General features: G+C 56.2%; 16 protein-coding genes. 7 read left to right on the forward strand and 9 right to left on the reverse strand.

Translation table 11 applies throughout. The annotated features are described in order from the left end of the window. Window positions 1–107: 107 nt before the first annotated feature. Entirely contained in the window at window positions 108–509 is a 402-nt protein-coding gene (zapG, locus tag ACCW71_RS12260) for a Z-ring associated protein ZapG (protein ID WP_111142165.1), read from the reverse strand. A gap of 179 nt (window positions 510–688) precedes the next feature. On the opposite strand from zapG, the gene zapE reads away from it, so the two are divergent. From zapE to sspB, 5 genes are all read left to right on the forward strand, one after another. Next, window positions 689–1,816, forward strand: a complete 1,128-nt coding sequence (gene zapE / locus ACCW71_RS12265) for a cell division protein ZapE (protein WP_436371708.1) — start codon at window positions 689–691, stop codon at window positions 1,814–1,816. Window positions 1,817–2,043: 227 nt separating this feature from the next. Then, complete coding sequence (rplM, locus tag ACCW71_RS12270; protein WP_008925400.1) at window positions 2,044–2,472, forward strand: 50S ribosomal protein L13; 429 nt, start codon at window positions 2,044–2,046, stop codon at window positions 2,470–2,472. 15 nt (window positions 2,473–2,487) lie between these two features. Further along, window positions 2,488–2,880, forward strand: a complete 393-nt coding sequence (gene rpsI / locus ACCW71_RS12275; RefSeq protein WP_269293065.1) for a 30S ribosomal protein S9 — start codon at window positions 2,488–2,490, stop codon at window positions 2,878–2,880. A 330-nt stretch (window positions 2,881–3,210) separates the two neighbouring features. Continuing rightward, window positions 3,211–3,852 (forward strand): stringent starvation protein SspA, encoded by a 642-nt coding sequence (gene sspA / locus ACCW71_RS12280; protein WP_436371711.1) that lies wholly within the window; start codon window positions 3,211–3,213, stop codon window positions 3,850–3,852. Between the two features lie 3 nt (window positions 3,853–3,855). After that, on the forward strand, window positions 3,856–4,341 hold the full coding sequence (gene sspB / locus ACCW71_RS12285) for a ClpXP protease specificity-enhancing factor (RefSeq protein WP_256844422.1): 486 nt from the start codon (window positions 3,856–3,858) through the stop codon (window positions 4,339–4,341). A gap of 105 nt (window positions 4,342–4,446) precedes the next feature. Here the strand turns inward: sspB and ACCW71_RS12290 are convergent, their stop codons facing one another. Together ACCW71_RS12290 and ACCW71_RS12295 are read right to left on the reverse strand one after the other, a co-directional pair. After that, the gene (locus tag ACCW71_RS12290) at window positions 4,447–6,204 is read right to left on the reverse strand and encodes a sulfite reductase subunit alpha (protein WP_436371713.1); all 1,758 of its coding nucleotides are present in this window, start codon (window positions 6,202–6,204) and stop codon (window positions 4,447–4,449) included. Window positions 6,205–6,389: 185 nt separating this feature from the next. Next, window positions 6,390–11,921 carry a glutamate synthase-related protein gene (locus ACCW71_RS12295; protein WP_436371715.1) on the reverse strand — a complete coding sequence of 1,844 codons (5,532 nt, stop codon included), beginning with the start codon at window positions 11,919–11,921 and terminating at the stop codon, window positions 6,390–6,392. An 890-nt stretch (window positions 11,922–12,811) separates the two neighbouring features. On the opposite strand from ACCW71_RS12295, the gene arcB reads away from it, so the two are divergent. Next, window positions 12,812–15,145, forward strand: coding sequence for an aerobic respiration two-component sensor histidine kinase ArcB (arcB, locus tag ACCW71_RS12300; protein ID WP_436371717.1), 2,334 nt, complete (start codon window positions 12,812–12,814; stop codon window positions 15,143–15,145). Between the two features lie 890 nt (window positions 15,146–16,035). Beyond that, on the forward strand, window positions 16,036–16,764 hold the full coding sequence (gene mtgA, locus ACCW71_RS12305; protein ID WP_436371719.1) for a monofunctional biosynthetic peptidoglycan transglycosylase: 729 nt from the start codon (window positions 16,036–16,038) through the stop codon (window positions 16,762–16,764). 3 nt (window positions 16,765–16,767) lie between these two features. Here mtgA and npr read toward each other — a convergent pair whose 3' ends face one another. From npr to lptB, 6 genes are all read right to left on the reverse strand, one after another. After that, window positions 16,768–17,040, reverse strand: a complete 273-nt coding sequence (gene npr, locus ACCW71_RS12310; RefSeq protein ID WP_436371721.1) for a PTS phosphocarrier protein NPr — start codon at window positions 17,038–17,040, stop codon at window positions 16,768–16,770. After that, on the reverse strand, window positions 17,037–17,891 hold the full coding sequence (rapZ, locus tag ACCW71_RS12315) for an RNase adapter RapZ (protein ID WP_436371723.1): 855 nt from the start codon (window positions 17,889–17,891) through the stop codon (window positions 17,037–17,039). Before rapZ ends, npr begins: the two co-directional genes overlap by 4 nt. Window positions 17,892–17,938: 47 nt before the next feature. Further along, on the reverse strand, window positions 17,939–18,418 hold the full coding sequence (ptsN, locus tag ACCW71_RS12320; protein WP_436371725.1) for a PTS IIA-like nitrogen regulatory protein PtsN: 480 nt from the start codon (window positions 18,416–18,418) through the stop codon (window positions 17,939–17,941). Window positions 18,419–18,571: 153 nt separating this feature from the next. Next, window positions 18,572–18,859, reverse strand: a complete 288-nt coding sequence (gene hpf / locus ACCW71_RS12325; protein WP_436371727.1) for a ribosome hibernation promoting factor — start codon at window positions 18,857–18,859, stop codon at window positions 18,572–18,574. Between the two features lie 21 nt (window positions 18,860–18,880). Then, a complete protein-coding gene (gene rpoN, locus ACCW71_RS12330; RefSeq protein WP_436371729.1) occupies window positions 18,881–20,314 on the reverse strand; it encodes an RNA polymerase factor sigma-54 in 1,434 nt (477 codons plus the stop codon). A gap of 48 nt (window positions 20,315–20,362) precedes the next feature. Beyond that, on the reverse strand, window positions 20,363–21,088 hold the full coding sequence (gene lptB, locus ACCW71_RS12335; RefSeq protein ID WP_003851107.1) for an LPS export ABC transporter ATP-binding protein: 726 nt from the start codon (window positions 21,086–21,088) through the stop codon (window positions 20,363–20,365).

The raw sequence follows: 21,088 nt of genomic DNA on the forward strand, positions 1-21,088 counted from the left end.
TACAACGCTCTCGCTACAAAAAGTGGGAGGAATAACTCAGTGTGACAGCCGTTTGAGGCCAGGGTTCGCAAAAACGCGGGGCGCAGATGGACTACGCCCCAAAAAGATTAGTCGCGGGCAGGGCGCTCGCCACGCAGTAAACCGGATGCACCTTCAGAGTAGTCACGCGGCATCTGTACCGGTGCCTGATCGTTGTCCGCTTCCGCTTCAGTCAGCTGATAGGCAAACGGATTTTTCTCGCCCGGCAGATTCGGCAGCAGGTCGTTAGAGCCTTTTGCCATATGCTGATAGAGCTGACGATAGTCACGCGCCATGTTGTCCAGTAACTCGGCGCTCTGCGCGAAGTGGTTGGTCAGCTCTTCGCGATAGTCAGCCAGCTCCGCTTTCGATTTTTCCAGTTCATACTGCATGCTGCGCTGCTCACGCAGTTTCCGGTTGCCAAAACGCATGGCGACTGCGCCGACAATAATACCTACCACTAAACCAATTAGCCCGTATTCCCAGGTCATAATGACTCCCGTGTTGTTTCCATTCTTCCGTACGGTATTGCACCATATTCAATAGTAGCCACTATACCCGTTAATCTTATGGTTGTGGAACTCCGCAGCAGCATGGCTTAGTGTAGAGCGGCCTTTTTTTCAGCTACCGTGGTACGCAACAGACACCATTCAGGGACTTTGAAATAACAATGCAAACCTCATCTCCGCTTGCCCGCTATGAGCAGGCGCTGTCGCAGGGTGAATTCAAACCCGATGACATACAACGTGAAGCCATCACCCGCTTAGACGCGCTGCAACAGGCGCTGGTTGCCCGACAACAAACGGCCGCGCCTGCCGCATCGGGCTTGCTGGGCCGCCTGTCGAAACTGATCGGCAAAGAGAAAAATGAGACGCCATCCCCGGTGCGCGGACTCTATATGTGGGGCGGCGTGGGTCGCGGTAAAACCTGGGTCATGGATCTGTTTTTTCAGTCTATTCCTGGCGATCGCAAACTGCGGCTGCACTTCCATCGCTTTATGCTGCGGGTGCATGAGGAGCTTACGCAGCTCCAGGGACAGAGCGATCCGTTACTGATTATTGCGGACAAATTCAAAGCCGAAACCGACATCCTCTGCTTTGATGAGTTTTTTGTCTCCGACATTACCGACGCGATGCTGCTCGGCACGCTGATGGAAGCACTGTTTGAACGCGGCATCGCGCTGGTGGCGACTTCGAATATCCCACCGGACGATCTCTATCGTAACGGTCTGCAACGTGCGCGATTCCTGCCAGCGATTGAGCAGATCAAAACGCACTGTGATGTGATGAACGTCGATGCCGGTATCGACTACCGGCTGCGCACGCTCACCTCAGCTCACCTCTGGAACTACCCGCTGAATGCGGAGACCCACACAGAGATGGACCGGATGTTTAAGGCGCTGTCGGGCAGCGAGCCGGAAGCCGCGCCGGTGCTGGAGATTAACCATCGCCAGATGCCGACGCTGGGCGTCAGTGACGGGGTGCTGGCGATCACCTTCACCACCCTGTGCGGCGAAGGGCGCAGTCAGCATGACTACATTGAGCTGTCGCGCCGCTTTCACAGCGTGCTGCTGTATGACGTGCCGGTGATGATCTACAAAACCGAAGATCAGGCGCGGCGTTTCCTGGCGCTGGTCGACGAGTTTTATGAGCGTCATGTCAAGCTGGTGGTCGCGGCGGAAACCTCGCTGACCGAGATTTATCAGGGCACGCGGCTGAAATTTGAATATCAGCGCTGTTTGTCGCGGCTTCAGGAGATGCAGAGCGAAGAGTATCTGGGTTTACCGCACCTGCCGTGAGAATAAACAGGATAAATAGCGAAATAGGGTTCGATTTTTGCAATCGACTTCTCTATAATCTTGCGACCCCACGTTACAGCAAAGGATTTTTTTCCCAAATCCTCTGTGTTCCAGTAACTCTATCCGAAGGGGTGGCTTGCTGGTCAAAATGGTCGTGTGAGCCTCATTCGTTTACTTAAGCGTTTGGGATTTCACCAACGTGTAACTTAATTTGGGTAAGCTTTTCGATGAAAACTTTTACAGCTAAACCAGAAACCGTCCAACGTGACTGGTTTGTAGTTGACGCAACGGGCAAAACTTTGGGTCGCCTGGCGACTGAACTGGCGCGCCGTCTGCGTGGTAAGCATAAAGCGGAATACACTCCGCACGTTGATACTGGTGATTACATCATCGTTCTGAACGCAGAAAAAGTTGCTGTAACCGGCAACAAGCGTACTGACAAGATCTACTATCACCACACTGGCCACATCGGTGGTATCAAACAGGCGACCTTTGAAGAGATGATTGCTCGCCGTCCTGAGCGTGTGATTGAGATCGCGGTTAAAGGCATGCTGCCGAAGGGCCCGCTGGGTCGTGCGATGTATCGTAAACTGAAAGTTTACGCAGGCAACGAGCACACCCATGCGGCACAGCAACCGCAAGTTCTTGACATTTAATCGGGATTAAAGGCAATGGCTGAAACTCAAAACTACGGCACTGGTCGCCGCAAAAGCTCTACCGCTCGCGTATTTATTAAGCCGGGTAGCGGTAACATCGTTATCAACCAACGTTCTCTGGAACAGTACTTCGGTCGCGAAACTGCCCGCATGGTAGTTCGTCAGCCGCTTGAGCTGCTGGACCTGGTTGGTAAATTCGATCTGTACGTCACCGTTAAAGGTGGTGGTATTTCTGGTCAGGCTGGTGCGATCCGTCACGGTATCACCCGCGCTCTGATGGAATATGACGAATCACTGCGTTCAGAGCTGCGTAAAGCTGGCTTTGTTACCCGTGATGCGCGTCAGGTTGAACGTAAGAAAGTCGGCCTGCGTAAAGCACGTCGTCGTCCTCAGTTCTCCAAGCGTTAATTGCTTGCGGCTCCGGCTGCGACAATTGGCACAAAAAACCCGCTTCGGCGGGTTTTTTATTTTCTGCCTTCCCGTCAGCGCTCTGTAAAAACCGTAACGCTGCGCTCAATTTACCCGCAAAGATTCATTCCACGCCCACAAGCAGCCTAAAATCTGGTAAACTCTGTGTCACTTTGCGCCCGCAGACCGGTGCGTTATGCGTCTTCCCGCTGTCGGAGCGTCAGGATACGGCGCAGCTAACGAGGATTGCGTGCGAGTTCGATGAGCAAGTGAGTCGCCGTGTGGTTGGCTATTCGCAGTATTCTTTTGTGAACAAACTTGGAGGTTTTCATGGCTGTCGCTGCCAACAAACGTTCGGTAATGACGCTGTTTTCTGGTCCTACTGACATTTTCAGCCATCAGGTACGTATCGTCCTGGCGGAGAAGGGTGTCAGCGTAGAGATCGAGCAGGTCGAAATGGATAGCCTGCCTCAGGATCTGATTGACCTCAATCCCTATCGCACGGTACCCACGCTGGTAGATCGTGAGCTGACGCTGTATGAATCGCGCATCATCATGGAATATTTAGATGAGCGTTTCCCGCATCCGCCACTGATGCCGGTCTATCCGGTTGCCCGTGGAGATAGCCGCCTGATGATGCATCGCATCGAACAGGACTGGTACAGCCTGATGCGGAAAGTTGAAAACAGCAGTGGTCAGGAAGCGGAAGCCGCACGCAAGCAACTGCGTGAAGAGCTGCTGGCTATCGCCCCGCTGTTTGGTCGTACGCCTTACTTTATGAGCGAAGAGTTCAGCCTGGTCGATTGCTACCTGGCTCCGCTGTTATGGCGTCTGCCTTCGATGGGCATCGACCTGATCGGCTCTGGCTCAAAAGAGCTGAAAGGCTACATGAACCGCGTATTTGAGCGTGACTCTTTCCTTGCTTCATTGACTGAAGCTGAACGTGAAATGCGCCTGCAAGCCCGGGCTTAACGTATGGAAATGTCGCAACTTACCGCACGTCGTCCCTATCTGCTGCGCGCCTTTTATGACTGGTTGCTCGACAACCAGCTGACGCCGCATCTGGTGGTCGACATTAATCTGCCAGGTGTGCAGGTGCCGCTGGAGTATGCACGTGATGGTCAGATTGTCCTGAACATTGCGCCACGCGCCGTCGGTAATCTCGATCTGGCTAATGATCAGGTGTCGTTTAACGCCCGCTTTGGCGGCGTTCCTCGCCAGGTTAACGTGCCGATGGCGGCGATTCTGGCGATCTATGCGCGTGAAAACGGTGCCGGAACGATGTTTGAACCTGAACCCGCTTACGAGCTGGGCACGCAGGAGGCGTCGGAAGGTCAGGAAGAGACCATGATGTCCGTGATTGATGGCGATCGTCCTGACGATGCCAGCGATGACGAGACGCCGCCTGATGACGATCCACCGCCGCGTGGTGGACGCCCTTCACTGCGCGTGGTGAAATAACCGCAAATACCCGTCTTTAAGACGGGTATTTTTTTGCCTCTCTGCCGCAAAAAAAATCCGGCTGCCTGGGCAAGCCGGATGGTTGTCAGCAGCATGCGCCCGTCATCAGTAGACGTCGCGCAGATAGCGCTTCTCTTTCTTCAGCTGATCGACGTAGTCAGCGGCACGCTCGGTGGAGAGGCCGCCAAACTGGCGCACCACTTCATACAGCGCATTATCCACATCTTTCGCCATGCGCGAGGCATCGCCACAGACATAGAAGTAAGCGCCTTCCTGAAGCCACGCATAAAGCTCTGCGCCCTGTTCCAGCATCCGGCTCTGGACATAGATTTTCTTCTCCTGATCGCGCGAGAACGCCAGATCAAGCCGCGTCAGCAGACCGCTATCCCGCCAGGCGAGTAACTCATCCTGATAGATAAAATCATGTTCCTGATGCTGATCGCCGAAGAACAGCCAGTTTTTGCCCTGGGCACCGGTTGCCTGACGCTCCTGCAGAAAGGCGCGGAACGGAGCGATACCGGTTCCCGGTCCCACCATGATCAGCGGAGCGCTGTTGTTGGCCGGCACGCGAAACGCTTTGTTGGGCGAGATGAAAATAGCCGGCTTCTCACCACGACGCACCCGCTCAGCCAGATAGGTTGAACAGACGCCGCCGCGATGACGGCCACCGCTGTGGTAGCGCACCGAGGCCACGGTCAGGTGAACCTGATTAGGATGGGCCTTCGAGCTGGAGGAGATGGAGTAGGCACGATGCTGCAACGGACGCAGCAGGGCGACAAACTCAGGCACGGAGAGCGTGCGCGTCAGCTCAAGCTGCAACAGGTCGAGCGTGTCTTTGCCCCACAGCCATACGCCCAGCGCGTCGCGGTCATCATGCTGCAACACGTGGCGCAGCTCCTGGTTGGTGGTGTTCTGCCCGACCCATTCGATCAGCTTGCGTGACGGTTCGGAAATTTCAAACTGATAGGTCAGCAGGTCGCCGAGGCTGCGGTCAAAGCCAGGCACCGGCGTCTGGTAGTCGGCGTTCAGCTGGGTCAGCAGCAGGCTGACCAGTGAAGGCTCATTGACCGGAATCACGCCCAGCGCATCGCCCGCTTCATACTTCAGGCCGCTGTCAGTGAGATCAAACTCGAAATGACGAATATCTTTGGCGGACTGCTCACCTGACAGACGCTTGTTGGTGATAAGTGCCGCAGCGTAGGGGTTGGATTTATTGCTGCCGGGGATCACCGGCGCTTCCGGTGCGCTCTCCAGCACGGTGCCACTGCTGCCAGCGCTGGCGGCAAACTGCGGCATCGAGCTGTTCAGCCATTCGCTGGAGGGCTCTTCGTAGTCAATATCGCAATCAATACGATCAACCACCCGTTTTGCACCGAGCTGCTCAAGGCGCATATCAATGAACTTGCCCGCCTGACAGAAACCGTCGTAGCCGGTGTCGCCAATCGCCAGCACGGCGAAGTGCATCTGCTCCAGACGCGGCGCGGTGCTGGCGGAGATGGCATCCCAGAACAGCTGGGCGTTGTCCGGCATTTCACCTTCGCCATAGGTTGAGGTGACGATCAGCACGTGGCGCATGGTGGCGAACACGTCGAGATCGACATCGCCCAGCGCCTGTACCACCGGCACCAGCCCTTTCGCGCGGGCAGATTTGGCAGCGGTCTGGGCCAGCGCTTCGGCATTGCCGGTCTGGGAGCCGTAAAGAATATGCAGCTGCGTGGTCGCGGCGGCACCGGTGCCCGCCGCGGGTTGCTGCTTATCTTCCAGTACCAGCAGACGGGAGTGAAGACCCGCGAGAAAGCCAGCCAGCCAGTATTTCTGGTCGCCATTAAAAGGTGCATCTTCTGGAATATAAGGAATTTTCATGGGTACTTTTGCTCAATCCCGTTCTTACCCGTCATAAGTGGCGTTGTCAGGCGAGGAAGCGGTTCCGCTGGCCCCGATCGCGCTATTGGCGACCGGGGTTAGCGGCTCTGCGTCTGCCCGGAACAGCCTATAATCCGGGTGATGATCAATTAATAATATTCAGTTCAGCCTGACGACTTTCCCGGTCAGGAGAGTTTACCCACTGCCGCCGCGATTTCCGGCAAGGCGGCACGCGCAAACAGCTCTTCGAAATCAGGCAGATGACCCAGCACTTCGCGGTTGCAGGCATCCTGATACATGATCCAGCCATAGGTTGCCAGACTGTCCATGGAGCGGATGTTACGTTGCTTCAGCGCCGCTTTGTAATCAGACATCCGTTTGGTGCCGATCAGGCTGGCCAGCTCATCATCGCTGTAGCTTTCAATGGCTGAACGGGCATGGCGTTGCAGCTTGCTGACCAGCGAGAAATCTTCAGTCATCAGCAGATTGCGTACCGCTTTCTCTACCGCCGCATCTTCAACCGGCGTACCTTTCGGCATTTTGTTCAGCGCCAGCTGTTGGGCAAAGCTCAGCACGGTGTAGTTGTTGAGCAGTACAAACATCTCCAGCGTGTCGGTCGCACCATAGGCCGGTACCGCACCGTTGGCGATGGTTTTCCCCTGACGCCACGCGGCTTTAAACTTCGCCACCTGATGGGCCGCCAGCGCCGTCGACAGCTCTTCGAGCAGCTCTTTGCGGCTTTTGGCTTTCAGGATCTCGCCGCTATCCTGATAGAGCAGCAGTGAGCGCGGCATGACGTAGACGAAGTGGTGACACTCGGTTTCCCAGTTCTCCAGCAGCCAGGCGGCGCGCGGCGATTTGGTCGCCTCCAGATGCCAGTTCAGCATGGTCAGCACCGCCTGCTTATGTACCTGGGCCATCTCATCCTGATCGGCAATCGAGCCGAACAGCACGGAATCGCCCGCGGCATGTCTGGCCAGTGAACCATAGGGATCATACTGGTAGGCAAAGCCGCCGCTCATGCCGTTACCAAATCCTTTACCAAAGGTGCCCAGGTTGAGAATGGCGCCGTTGGTCATATATTCGCAGCAGAAATCGCCCACGCCCTCAACCACAGCGGTCGCGCCGGAGTTACGCACCGCGAAACGGTCACCTGCCTGGCCCTGCACGAACAGACGGCCACCGGTGGCGCCAAACAGCGCAAAGTTGCCAATCAGCACGTTGCCATCGCCATCCTGCGCACCGCCACCCGGCGACATCACCACCAGTTCACCGCCACACTGTCCTTTGCCGACGCCGTCGTTACAGGTGCCGTAGTGGGTCAGCTGCATGCCGTCGTTGCAGAAGGCACCAAATGACTGACCGGCAGATCCGGTAGTGGCGATTTTTACGCTCTCCGGGGCCAGATAACGACGACCACGGTCGTCGGTCATCACCGCAGGCATCGCCTGTAACTGCTCCGGGCTCAGCTGATGGTTCAGCATGCGCTCAATATCGATAGCCAGCTGGCCGCCAACGCTCTTGTTGCGGTTATTCAGCACCACGTTATCGCCCAGTCTGACCTCAGGCTGACACTGCGCTACCAGGGCCTGCTTAAGCTGCTCCACCCAGCCATCATCCAGTTCAAAATCTTTTTCCAGATAAACCGGCTGGCTGATTTTCAGCTCAGGCACCACGGTCAGCATGGCGCGCAGGTCGAGCTTGCCGACTTCCAGTGGATGATCCATCAGGTGCAGCAGGTCGGAGCGTCCGCGCGCTTCACGCAGCGAACGCAGGCCCATGCGCGCCAGAATCTCACGCACTTCATGCGCCACGTTGAGGAAGTACTGCGCCAGCTGACGCGGATCGCCATCAAAGGCTTCGGCGTTGGTGGTTAAGCCGGCCGGGCATTTCACGTTGCAGTTTTTTGCCATCACGCATTTCAGCATCATCAGCGCGGTGGTGCCGAACTCAAAGCTGTCACCGCCCAGCAGGGCCGATTTCACCACGTCGCTGCCGGTTTGCTGCGCACCAGAGCAGCGCAGCAGCACTTTGTCGCGCAGGCCGTTGGCACACAGCGCCTGGTGGACTTCCGCGATGCCGATTTCGGCCACACGGCCGGTATATTTCAGGCTGGTGACCGAGGCCGCGCCGGTGCCGCCGGTGTTGCCCGCGACGTTAATCACGTCGGCACCCGCTTTCGCCACGCCCACGGCGATGGTGCCGATCCCTTCTGAGGAGACCAGTTTGACGATAACGCGCACCCGCGCCGCTTTACAGTCGTGGATCAGCTGCGCCAGATCTTCAATCGAATAGGTGTCGTGATGCGGCGGTGGTGAAACCAGCTCGACGCCCGGTGTACCACCACGGGCCGCGGCGATCTCCACCGTGACTTTGGCTGCCGGTAACTGGCCGCCTTCACCCGGTTTAGCGCCCTGACCAATTTTAATCTCCAGCTCTTCCAGCATCGGATCGGCGAGGTAGGCCGCCCAGACGCCGAAGCGACCTGAAGCCAGCTGTTTGATGCGAGAAGCGCGGATGGTGCCGTGACGGGAGTAGTGTTCCCCGCCTTCACCGCAGTTACTCATGCCGCCGACCATATTGGTGCCGTGTGCGACCGCTTCATGCGCCGGTGCCACCAGCGCGCCGTGGCTCATCGCACCGGAGGCAAAGGTACGGGTAATTTCACAGGCTGGCTGGACTTCGCTCAGCGGCAGTGAGGGCAGGGTAGTGAAAATGCGCGACAGGTACTCAGCCGCTTTGCCGTAAGCGGTGACTTTCAGGCCGCCGTCGACCACTTCGCTGCTCTCAATATCATCGCTGAAACGGAATTTCAGGGCGTTCGACAGATTATGCAGTCGCTCACTTTCTGGCTTCAGGCCCGCGATGGCATCGGTCAGGCGCAGCATAAAGTGATTCAGGCTGCCATCCACCGCTTCACACACCAGACCACGAATCGCAAAACCGTTGTTGGTCAGCGAGTAGCGGCCCAGCTTGCGACGGAACTCCGCCTCACTGTCGATATGGGTCAGGTCCGCCGGGAAGGCCAGGATGTCGCGCAGCGCCGCCGGGCGACGTTTACGCTCCTCATACATCAGGCTGGAGAACTGGCGATAATCGGCCGTGATAGCGAAATTGTTGATCACCTCATCCGGGATACGCTCAAAGCTGCTCTGTTTAAAGCTCTCTGGCTTGATACCAAAGGCGTTATCCAGTTTCGCCAGCGTCATCAGGCGGATAAAGTTGTCCTCTTCGCGTGCTTTATCAGCAAAGCGAATCGGCTCTTCAGTCATGTCGATGAAGGTGCGCACCGCGATGGTGCCGTAGGAGTGGCCTGCGCCTTCCGCACGCTCTTTGAACAGACCCAGCAACGGTACCTCAGATTCCCCCTGGATTTTCAGGGCGCTCTGGTGCCAGTCAACCGCCATCTGCGCGATAGTGGCGAAGCCCGCGCCGCCCACCGGCGTTCTGATATTCGGGAAATACTTTTTCAGCACCGGATCGTCAGTGTTGAGGAAGTTAGGCTCAAAGAACTCGCCGCAGCTGTAGCTTTCCACGGTACAGAGACCCACTTTGCCCATGGTTTTCATCAGCGCTTTTTCAGCGGCTTTAGCGTAGCGCTTAAAGGCTTTGTTGCCCTCTTCGCCTTCGCCAAATTTCTCCTCGGCACGCATCTGTACGCCCAGCGGGTAGATCGCCGATGCGCCAAAGCCGAGGGTGGCGGCAATGTGGTGCGAAGAGATACTCTGGCCGCTCTCCACCACCAGCGACACGTCAAGACGCAAACCTTCCTGCACCAGACGCTGGTTGATGGCGGAGACCACCAGCAGCATCGGGATCGCCGCCTGTTTCGAGGAGATGTGGCGATCGGTCAGGACCGCGATACCGCCCTGGCTGCGGGCGAAATCCACCACCTGCTGCGCCAGGTCATCAATCGCTTTTTCCAGCGCGTTGGCGTTGGCGGTGGTGCTCAGCAGATCTTTGCCGACCACCGGCTCATAGAGCATCTCAAAGCGGGCGTAAGGCGCGACGGTCTGCTCACGCAGACGCAACATATCCAGGTGGCTGAGGATCGGCGACGGCACCACAATCTGGCGGCCTTTGCTGCGACCGAGATGGGGTTTCGCGCCGAGCGCCACGCGCAGCGTCATGCCATCCACTTCGCGGATCGAGTCCAGCGGCGGGTTGGTGACCTGAGCAAAGCGCTGAGAGAAGTAGTGCGCCATGCCGCCTTCATGATCGGATAAACCATTGATGGCGTTGCCGTAACCCATTGCGGAGATCTTCTCTGCGCCGGTGTTCAGCATCGGGTCCATCATGAACTTGAAGCTTTCCTGGTTGTAGTAGTAGGCCACAAAGCGCTGATAGGTTTTCAGATCGCCACGATAGCGCAGCGGTGAACCCTGTTGTTCTGCCGGGATCGCGGGCAGATCGTCAAGGCCGACCCGCGCTTCGCGCAGCAGCGCCGAATAGTCCTTCTCAGCGGCCAGCTTTTCCAGCGCCTGTAGCGTGGTATAGCTGCGCTTTTCGCGGTGATCAAAATAGAGCATGCCGCCCGCTTCGATACGGCCGCGACGCAGCACGCTTTCTGGCGGAAAGGCGATCTGACCCGCTTCCGACATCGCCCCGATATACTCCGCGGTTTCGACAGAACGCAGCGGACGCAGGCCGAGGCGGTCAAGACGGGCGCCAATCACTTCGCCATTACCAAAAATCAACGCCGCAGGGCCGTCGTTCTTCTCTTCATACAGCGAGAAGTACTCCAGCATATCGCGCACTTCCGGCGACAGGTCGCTGTCGTTTTCCCAGGCGGGCGGCATCATCGAGACCACGGCGGTGATCAGGTCGAGGTTATCTTCCATCAGGCGGCTGTGGATGCTCTGGTCGAGCCGCGAGCTGTCCGACTGGCCTTTCGGCCGCACGATTTTTTTGCCACGCGCCAGCGCCAGCGCTGACTCGGCGATGCGGTTCTTACGGTCGGTGTTCAGCTCGCCGTTATGCGCCATCAGGCGGAACGGCTGCGCCATGGTGGTATGGGGATCGGTATTGGTGGAGAAACGGGTATGGAAAAACAGCCCGCGCACCTGATGATCGGGATCGGTCAGATCTTTGAAGTAAGGGATCACTTCATTGGAATTCAGACGCGCTTTAAAGACCTGGGTGCGCGAGGAGAGCGACAGCGGATAGAGACCGCCAAATTCGCTTTCGGTAAAGGCCCGCGCTTCAATGGTTAACAGGGCGCGGTAGATGCGTTGTTCGAAGTCGTTCTGATCGACCACGTCCTGCGGTGCAGTGAAAATCCACTGCAAAATCGGAAGCTGGAACGGGATGGCGGCCGGGCGGGTCACGCTGTTGTCGAGCGGCATGTCACGCTTCATGATCACCGGCAGACCAAAGCTGCTGAGCGTCTCATCCACCAGGCGTTCGGCGTTCGCGCGCAGTTCAGCATCTTTCGGTACAAAGAAGTTACCGACGCCGAAACGGCCCGCTTCCAGTGGCTGGCCGGTAATTTTGCGGAAAAAGTGCAGTGAGAGATCGACGTTGACCCCGGCGCCATCGCCGACGCCTTCCGCTGACATACCGCCACGGTGCGGCACGGTGCAGAGGGCGCTATGCGCCATCTGGAGGATCTCATGGGTCTGCTCGCCGTCCTTGCGCGTAATGAAACCTACACCACAGCTGTCACTGCCTGCTGTCGGGTCGTACAAGCCATAGGAATGAGGTTTTTTAGTGGACATTGAGGGTCTCCTTAAACTGCTTTGACATTACCTGCACTGTTTCAAATTCTGAGCGCAACGGGGCGCAGCTCTGTTTTCATCGCCATGCGCTGTTAAGCGCGCGTCATAGCCCTGAGCATTTCTCTCCAGACATCGGTCAAACGTCCTTAATTGAGCTGCTCTTTGATTTCCGGTCTCTTCAGGGAGATGACTTAAACCACGCGGGAGTCTTCTTGTTGCATAGATATGCCGAGAAACAGCCCCGTCAGGAAAGCATTCAGCGGATTTCCAACTTATCGGGAAAGCGTAATCAGGTCAAATAGGGGGCTCTGGCGGGGTTATTGTGCTGTTTGTCTGCTTAACTTTCTGAATTTAATAGTTTTATGGCTTTAAAATGTCTCCCTTTGCCCCCTGGTGATCGGCCGATAAATGTGAACTGACTCACTGTAGTGCAGCCGTCGGATCTCTGCACCATGCTGGTGACAGGGTCTTATACAGCATTAAATGCTGTTCAGCCCCCCTGATGCATAGCATGTATCTGTTTTTCTTATGTCCGGCTTTTTGAATGAAACTGTACAGGGTTATAAGAAAAATTAATCAGGAGGTGCATGCTTAAAACAGCATTAAAGATGAATGGATATTCATATAACAGGAGAGGCCTGCGCCAACGGACGTTGCCAGGATATTGAAAAAAGGCCATGCAGTGAGTCTGCCGCTCTGCTGGCGGCATTACAGATTATTCATTTGCCACAATCAGTCAAGGGTTTTAACCGCGTTCCCCCGACCCTGCCTGCACGCGCAGCGGAATGCACCATAAACGCGCACTGAATCACCCTCTGCCGCTCGACCTGCGACGACGCCAGCGGGCCAACTGCGCTATGATGAGGCTGTTTCTCTACCAGGGAGTTGTTATGAAACAAATTCGTCTGCTGGCACAGTATTACGTTGATTTGATGGTCAAGCTGGGTCTGGTGCGCTTCTCGCTGCTGTTAGCCTCGGCGCTGGTGGTACTGGCGATGATTGTCCAGATGGCCGTCACCATGGTGCTGCGTGGCCATGTCGAAAGTATTGATATGGTGCGTTCGGTCTTCTTCGGGCTGCTGATCACGCCCTGGGCGGTCTATTTCCTGTCGGTGGTGGTCGATCAGCTGGAGGAGTCCAGGCAACGACTGGCCCGGCTGGTGGATAAGCTGGAAGAGATGCGTACCCGCGATCTGGAGCTGAACCAGCAGATGAAAGAGACCATTACGCAGCTGAATCAGGAGATCAGCGATCGTAAAAAAGCGGAGCAGGCTCGCGAGCAGGTGATGGATAAGCTGCGGGAAGAGGTGACGCGGCGCGAACAGGCGCAGATTGAGCTGGAACAGCAATCCTCTTTCCTGCGCTCCTTTCTCGATGCCTCGCCCGATCTGGTCTTCTATCGCAACATTGATAAGCAGTTCTCCGGCTGTAACCGTGCGATGGAGCTGCTGACCGGCAAAAGCGAAAAACAGCTGATTGGCCTGACGCCACGCGATATTTATGACGACGAAGCCGCGACCAAGGTACTGGAAACCGACGAGAAAGTGTTCCGGCATAACGTTTCGCTGACCTACGAGCAGTGGCTGCAATATCCCGATGGCCGCAAAGCCTGCTTTGAGATCCGCAAAGTGCCCTATTACGACCGCGTGGGTAAGCGCAGCGGGCTGATGGGCTTTGGCCGCGATATAACCGAGCGTAAGCGCTACCAGGACGCGTTAGAGAACGCCAGCAGGGAAAAGACCACCTTTATCTCGACGATCAGCCACGAGCTGCGTACGCCGCTTAACGGCATCGTCGGCCTGAGCCGCATTCTGCTCGACACCGATCTGAATCAGGAGCAGCTGAAATACCTCAAAACCATCCACGTCTCCGCCATCACGCTGGGCAACATCTTCAATGATGTGATTGAGGTCGACAAAATCGAGCGGCGTAAAGTCCAGCTCGATAATCAGCCGCTCGACTTCACCGGTTTCCTCGCCGATTTAGAGAACCTCTCCGGTCTGCTGGCGCAGCCCAAAGGACTGAAGTTCGTACTGGCACCGCAACTGCCGCTGCCGCATATGATTTCCACCGACGGCACCCGTCTGCGGCAGATCCTCTGGAACCTGATTGGCAATGCCGTCAAGTTCACTCAGCAGGGTGAGATCGTGGTGCGGGTCGCGTATGAGCAGGACGAGACGCTGCGCTTTGAAGTGCAGGATTCCGGCATGGGGATCCGTCAGGAGGAGCAGGACAAGATTTTTGCCATGTACTATCAGGTGAAAGATCAGCATGGCGGTAAACCGGCCACCGGCACCGGCATTGGTCTGGCGGTGTCGCGCCGGCTGGCTCAGGCGATGGGCGGCGATATTCGCGTCCAGAGCGCGCCAGGGCAGGGCTCCTGCTTTACCGTCGAGGTCAAAGCGCCGCGCATTGCGGAAGAGGTGGAAGATGAAGGGGTGGACGATAGCCTGCCACTGCCTGCGCTTCATGTGCTGCTGGTTGAGGACATTGAGCTGAATGTGATTGTCGCACGCTCGGTACTGGAGAAGCTGGGTTGCAGCGTGGAAGTCGCGATGACCGGCAGCGAGGCGCTGGCGATGTTTGACCCGCTGGAGTTTGATCTGGTGCTGCTGGACATTCAGTTGCCTGACATGACCGGGCTGGATGTCTCACGGGCGATTCGCCAGCAGCATCAGGGAGCGGACCTGCCTCCGCTGGTGGCGCTGACCGCCAACGTCCTCAAAGACAAAAAAGAGTATTTCGACGCCGGGATGGATGATGTGCTCAGCAAGCCGCTGGCCGTACCGGCGCTGACGGCGATGATCAAAAAATACTGGGACCATCAGGCGGAGTCGGCAGCGGAAACGCCTGCGGTCGCTGAGGATAAAACCGCGACCCTGCTGGATGTCGCGATGCTGGAACAGTATATCGAGCTGGTCGGCCCTGGCCTGATCACCCAAAGCCTGACGATGTTTGAAAAGATGATGCCGGGCTACCTTGCGGTGCTGGAGTCGAATCTGATGGCACGCGATCAGAAAGGCATCGCGGAAGAGGGGCATAAAATCAAAGGTGCGGCGGGTTCCGTCGGCTTACAGCGTCTGCAACTGCTGGCTAAACAGATCCAGAGCCCGGAATTACCGGCATGGTGGGACAATGTGACCGAGTGGATTGACGAACTGAAACAGGAGTGGCGACATGATGTGCAGGTATTGCGCGACTGGGTAGCTAAGCAGGAAAAGTGACTCGCTGAAAAAAAATGACCCCAGCCGAGGCCGGGGTGCGCGAATACTGCGCCAACACCAGGGAAAACGTGGTGGCTGCTATGATTTGAGTAATAAATGCAGCCACCGGGTATTGGATAACGCTCTGTTTCATCACCTTAGCAAATTCATCTTCTCATGCGACAAGATTCATTAAAATGTGTGATGTGGAGCAGCGTTTAAATACAGAAAACATTAATTTGCCAACACAGTCAAGCAAGGAATCATTTTCCGCGCTGCATTGCCGTTATTTTAACCGAATCTCTCATTTTTTGTGCGCTTTTGGCATCGGTTCACCCTGAAATTGATCCCCGACAAGATCAAACCAGGCCGCGTTTCTGGCCCTGAGAGTAATGCGGCTAACACCCTGATATTGCACGCCCGGAACCGGAAATGACATGAATCATCCAAAACCTTTCGGAATGGTAAAAAAGAATCTCTGCCTTCCACTCTGGAGGGATTCTGCCAGGCGGGATAAAGAGGGTCTGAATCGGGTCAGATAGCCGGTTCTGAAATAGCATGAGTGCTGCTAATTTATACATCGCCTGGATAATTCTGATTAATAACGGAGAATATTCAGGTACAAATAAATATGACAGTTAAGTTTTTTGAATGATTGATATGGCGACACATTATCCATTACTGGCGCTTTATCTGGAAAGGTGTCAAAAATCCACAACTAATGGAACCGATTCCTTTTTTATGGAAGTGCTTGAAGTCATTCGATCTGTTGCTGCATATTGATGCAAAATAAGTGCCTGAAGTCTGGAAACAGTGCGGCTGATTTCACCGATAATAGCCGTGTGCGCATTTTTTTCGCGGTAATTACGCGACTAATTGATTAACGCCTGAAACAAGTGTGGGAAGATTTGATGAGCAAGCATAAAGGAAGCGTCGGGCAGCGTGTTAAGCGTTTTAAACGTATCGCTGGCTGGATTGTCCTGACGTGGCTGGGCGTATGGCTGGCAGGGATTTTACTCTTTTCGTTTTTACCGGTGCCGTTCTCGGCGGTGATGGCTGAGCGTCAGATCGGCGCCTGGTTACGCGGCGACTTCAGCTACGTGGCGCACTCGGATTGGGTAGGGCACGATGAGATTTCCCCCTGGATGGGGCTGGCGGTGATCGCTTCCGAGGATCAAAAGTTTCCGACGCACTGGGGCTTCGATGTGGCGGCGATTGAATCTGTACTGGATAACAGCGATAGCCGGATGCGCGGCGCGTCGACGCTGTCACAGCAAACGGCAAAGAATCTGTTTCTCTGGGATGGGCGCAGCTGGGTGCGTAAAGGACTGGAAGCGGGTCTGACGGTCGGACTTGAGACGGTCTGGAGCAAGCGGCGTATTCTAACGGTCTATCTCAATATTGCCGAATTCGGGCCCGGCGTTTTTGGCGTTGAAGCGGCTTCTCAGCGCTACTTCCACAAGCCAGCCAGCCGCCTGACCGCGGCGGACGCCGCTTTGCTGGCGGCGGTGCTGCCTAATCCGATCCGCTACCGCGCCGCCGCGCCATCTGGTTATGTCCGGCAGCGGCAGCAGTGGATACTGCGGCAGATGCGCCAGCTGGGCGGCGAGGGGTTTTTACAGCGTAACCGGCTGGATTAGCGGTTAATCCTCATCGAAACCCGCTTCGAATAGCTCAATTACCGCAGCCAGCGCCGGGATCTCTTCTGGTCCGCTGGCTTCGATTTCGATATGCCCGCCTTTCGCCGAATCGAGCATCAGCAGCGCAATCACGCTGCTGGCCTCAGCTTCCGTCCCGGCTTCGTTACGCAGCAGCACTTCAGCATCAAAGCTCTGCACCAGCTCAAAGAGTTTCATCGCGGGCCGCGCATGCATGCCCAGCTTGTTTTTGATTTCAACGGTTTGTTTGACGGTCATGATTTGCGCTTTTCCAGCGTACGATGGCGGGACTGTACATTCTTACCGCGCGAGCGGAAGTAATCCGCCAGCTGTTCTGCGATATAGACCGAGCGGTGTTTACCGCCGGTGCAGCCGATAGCCACGGTAAGATAGCTGCGGTTATTGGTTTCCAGCATCGGCAGCCAGAGTTCAAGATAGCTGCGCGTCTGGTAGATAAAATTATGCACTTCCGTGTGGCGGTCCAGAAACGCCGCCACCGGGCGGTCGAGGCCGGTCATCGGACGCAGCTTGGGGTCCCAGTGCGGGTTAGGCAGAAAGCGCACGTCGAACACATAGTCGGCGTCGATAGGGATGCCGTGCTTAAAGCCGAACGACTCAAACACCATGGTCAGCTCACGCTCACGCTTGCCCAGCAGACGGGTCCGCAGCATTTCGGCCAGCTCATGTACCGACATCTCCGAGGTATCGATGATCAGATCGGCGCGTGAACGCAGCGGTTCCAGCAGGTCGCTCTCTTCATCAATGGCGCTCTCCAGCGATAAATTTTTACTGGAAAGCGGGTGCAGACGGCGTGTATCGCTGTAGCGGCGGATCAACGTGTTGCGATCGGCGTCGAGAAACAGCAGCTGAGGTGAAAATGAGTCGGGCAGGTTATTCAGCGCGGTTTCAAACACTTCCGGGGATTCAGGCATATTACGCACGTCGATACTGACGGCCGCCGAAATATTGCGCTCCGCCAGCGAATTCGCCAGCTCCGGCAACAGCACCACCGGCAGGTTATCGACGCAGTAGAATCCCATATCTTCCAGCGCGCGAAGCGCCACTGACTTTCCCGAGCCTGAACGACCGCTAACGATCATCAGCACCATGACCTCTTCTCCCGTTTTAAAACCGACACCCGGCCGGTAAAGACGTGTTACTGCTCTGACTGCTCTTCTGTAATAATGGCATAAAGCTCTTCACTGCTCTGCGCCGCACGCAGACGACGGCAGACCGTTTTATCCGCCAGCCGTTTCGCCACCAGTGAAAGGGTATGCAGGTGAGTTTTGCACTGGTCAGCCGGCACCAGTAAAGCAAACAGCAGATCGACCGGCTGATTATCGACGGCATCAAAGGCAATCGGCTGCTCCAGGCTGATAAACACCCCCACAGCGCGCAGCGTATCCTCTTCCAGTTTGCCGTGCGGGATGGCGATCCCGCTGCCAATGCCGGTACTGCCCATGCGCTCACGGGTCAGGATCGCTTCGAAAAGCGTCTGGTGCGGCAGGTTGAGCTGCTTCGCGGCCAGTTCGCTGATGATTTCCAGCGCGCGTTTTTTGCTCTGGCAGTGGACGCCGCTGCGGGTGCAGTCAGGCGAAAGCACTGTGCTCAATTCCAGTGTGAGATCGTTGTTCATTTTCGTTTCACTTGCGAGTTCACCGGGCCATTCACCGCCAGCGCCGCCTGATGCTCAGGAGAGGCGACGCTTGCTCAGATGACAAAACGGGGCGGATCATCCGCCCCATCCTGTCGGCTCTGCGCGCGCCAGGCGCGCGTAGCTGCGTGAAGGTTAGTGTTTTTTCAGTTTATCTTTGTGTTTGGTCAGCTGACGGGAGAGCTTATCGATCAGCCCATCAATTGCCGCATACATATCTTCCGCTTCCGACGTGGCGTGCAGCTCGCCGCCGTTGATGTGCAGCGTCGCATCGGCCACCTGCGTGACCTTCTCGACCTTCAGGACAATATAGACCTGATTGATATGTTCAAAATAGTGTTCCAGTTTGGCAAATTTACCGCTGACGAAATCGCGCAGAGGTGCGGTGATTTCAACATTTTGCCCGGTGAGGTTCAGCTGCATAGGTCTTCCTTCTCATTTCTGTCAAACCAGCTGTTTACGCTGGTTCGATGGCGGGATGGATAAAGACTCGCGGTATTTGGCGACGGTACGACGGGCCACCATGATCCCCTGATCAGATAACATGGAGGTCAGTTTACTGTCGCTCAAGGGTTTGGCTGGATTTTCCGCCGATATTAATTTCTTCACCAGGGCACGAATCGCGGTAGAGGAGGCTTCACCGCCGCCTTCCGTATTGACGTGACTGGAGAAAAAATATTTCAGTTCAAAGATGCCACGCGGGCTGTGCAGATATTTCTGCGTGGTGACGCGGGAGATGGTCGACTCATGCATCTCAACCGCCTGAGCAATATCCGCCAGCACCATCGGCCGCATAAACTCTTCGCCCTGCTCGAAAAAGGCCTGCTGCTGCTCAACGATACAGCGTGTCACCTTCAGCAGCGTATCGTTGCGGCTCTCCAGACTTTTGATCAGCCAGCGCGCCTCCTGCAAATTGCTGCGAATAAACTGACTGTCGCTGTCGTTGCGTGTCGCGCCGCTCATCGCCGCATAGTGCTGGTTGATCTTCAGGCGTGGCAGACTGTCGGCGTTGAGTTCCACCGTCCAGCGGCTGCCAACTTTACGCACCAGCACATCGGGGATCACATATTCCGGTTCGCCGGTGTTGATCGACTGACCAGGACGCGGGTCCAGCGACTGAATCAGCAGCATCGCCTCTTTCAGCACCTCTTCTTTAAGGCGCGTCACCCGCATCAGACTGCGGAAATCGTGGTTCGCCAGCAGGTCGAGATGCTCGCTGACAATTAAGCGCGCTTCCGCCAGCATCGGCGTTTCCGGGGCATATTGCGACAGCTGAACCAGCAGACAGTCACGCAGATCGCGGGCACCCACCCCAATCGGATCAAACCGCTGGATGCGCTTCAGCACCGCTTCAACTTCATCCACTTCCAGCTCGTCGTCGCCGATACTGTCGAGGATCTCATCAAGCGAAACGGTGAGATACCCGGTATCGTCGATCGCATCGACGATTGAGGTGGCAATGGCGCGATCGGTGTCGCTAAAGGGTGTCAGTCCCACCTGCCACATCAGATAGTCCTGCAATGACTGGGTGGTTTCGCCCTGATAAACCGGTAACTCATCATCCTGATAATCGGTGCCGGTGCCGGAAGGCGTGCCCGCGGTGTAAATCTCATCCCAGGTGGCGTCCAGCGGCAATTCGTCGGGCATCTCTTTCTGCTCAAGCGCTTCGCGGGTATCCAGCGCCTCAGCTTCCGGCGACTCCCGTGAATCGATCTCATCATGCAGATCGGTCTGCTCAAGCAGCGGATTACTTTCCAGTGCAAGCTGTAGCTCTTGCTGCAATTCAAGCGTAGAGAGTTGCAGCAGACGAATCGCCTGCTGCAACTGCGGTGTCATTGCCAGCTGTTGGCTGAACCTGAGTTGTAAACCTTGCTTCATAGACAGGATGGTAGTTCCCAGGTAAACATCGGTATTAGCGCTACCTTATCAGAGTCTGAACTCTTCACCCAAATAAACCCGTTTAACCTGCTCATCCGCAAGAATTTCATTGGGTGTGCCATGGGCAATCAGGTGACCCTGACTGACGATATAGGCGCGTTCACACACCGCTAAGGTTTCACGCACGTTGTGATCGGTGATTAACACCCCAAGACCGCTGTCACGCAGGTGCTCGATGATCTTCTTGATGTCGATAACCGAGATCGGGTCGACACCGGCGAAGGGCTCATCCAGCAGAATAAATTTAGGATTGGCGGCCAGCGCGCGCGCAATCTCAACACGGCGGCGCTCACCGCCAGAGAGGGCCTGGCCCATGCTGTCGCGCAGGTGCTCGATGTGAAACTCCTCCATCAGCTCTCTGGCACGATCCTGACGCTGCTCTTCGGTGAGGTCGTCACGGATCTGCAATACCGCCATCAGGTTATCGTAGACGCTCAGGCGACGGAAAATCGACGCCTCCTGCGGCAGATAGCCAATGCCGCGACGCGCACGCGCATGCAGCGGCAGGATACTGATGTCTTCATCATCAATGATAATCCGGCCCGCGTCGCGCGGCACAATGCCCACCACCATGTAAAACGTAGTGGTTTTACCGGCACCGTTTGGCCCCAGCAGGCCGACAATCTCGCCGGATTTAACCTGGAGACTGACATCTTCTACCACGCGACGGCCTTTATAGGCCTTCGCCAGGTTTTCTGCGATTAATGTAGCCAT

Origin of the sequence: Pantoea sp. C2G6, assembly GCF_051336815.1 — a bacterium.
In the GTDB taxonomy this organism is placed as follows: domain Bacteria; phylum Pseudomonadota; class Gammaproteobacteria; order Enterobacterales; family Enterobacteriaceae; genus Pantoea.

What these genes read in the sequence shown, in the direction of transcription:
- hpf (WP_436371727.1), bottom strand. Translation starts at nt 18,859, where the DNA reads ATGCAGCTGAACCTCACCGGGCAAAATGTTGAAATCACCGCACCTCTG.
- rapZ (WP_436371723.1), bottom strand. Translation starts at nt 17,891, where the DNA reads ATGGTGCTGATGATCGTTAGCGGTCGTTCAGGCTCGGGAAAGTCAGTG.
- zapG (WP_111142165.1), bottom strand. Translation starts at nt 509, where the DNA reads ATGACCTGGGAATACGGGCTAATTGGTTTAGTGGTAGGTATTATTGTC.
- lptB (WP_003851107.1), bottom strand. Translation starts at nt 21,088, where the DNA reads ATGGCTACATTAATCGCAGAAAACCTGGCGAAGGCCTATAAAGGCCGT.
- rpsI (WP_269293065.1), top strand. Translation starts at nt 2,488, where the DNA reads ATGGCTGAAACTCAAAACTACGGCACTGGTCGCCGCAAAAGCTCTACC.
- zapE (WP_436371708.1), top strand. Translation starts at nt 689, where the DNA reads ATGCAAACCTCATCTCCGCTTGCCCGCTATGAGCAGGCGCTGTCGCAG.
- ACCW71_RS12295 (WP_436371715.1), bottom strand. Translation starts at nt 11,921, where the DNA reads ATGTCCACTAAAAAACCTCATTCCTATGGCTTGTACGACCCGACAGCA.
- rplM (WP_008925400.1), top strand. Translation starts at nt 2,044, where the DNA reads ATGAAAACTTTTACAGCTAAACCAGAAACCGTCCAACGTGACTGGTTT.
- sspB (WP_256844422.1), top strand. Translation starts at nt 3,856, where the DNA reads ATGGAAATGTCGCAACTTACCGCACGTCGTCCCTATCTGCTGCGCGCC.
- rpoN (WP_436371729.1), bottom strand. Translation starts at nt 20,314, where the DNA reads ATGAAGCAAGGTTTACAACTCAGGTTCAGCCAACAGCTGGCAATGACA.
- mtgA (WP_436371719.1), top strand. Translation starts at nt 16,036, where the DNA reads ATGAGCAAGCATAAAGGAAGCGTCGGGCAGCGTGTTAAGCGTTTTAAA.
- ACCW71_RS12290 (WP_436371713.1), bottom strand. Translation starts at nt 6,204, where the DNA reads ATGAAAATTCCTTATATTCCAGAAGATGCACCTTTTAATGGCGACCAG.
- npr (WP_436371721.1), bottom strand. Translation starts at nt 17,040, where the DNA reads ATGACCGTCAAACAAACCGTTGAAATCAAAAACAAGCTGGGCATGCAT.
- sspA (WP_436371711.1), top strand. Translation starts at nt 3,211, where the DNA reads ATGGCTGTCGCTGCCAACAAACGTTCGGTAATGACGCTGTTTTCTGGT.
- ptsN (WP_436371725.1), bottom strand. Translation starts at nt 18,418, where the DNA reads ATGAACAACGATCTCACACTGGAATTGAGCACAGTGCTTTCGCCTGAC.
- arcB (WP_436371717.1), top strand. Translation starts at nt 12,812, where the DNA reads ATGAAACAAATTCGTCTGCTGGCACAGTATTACGTTGATTTGATGGTC.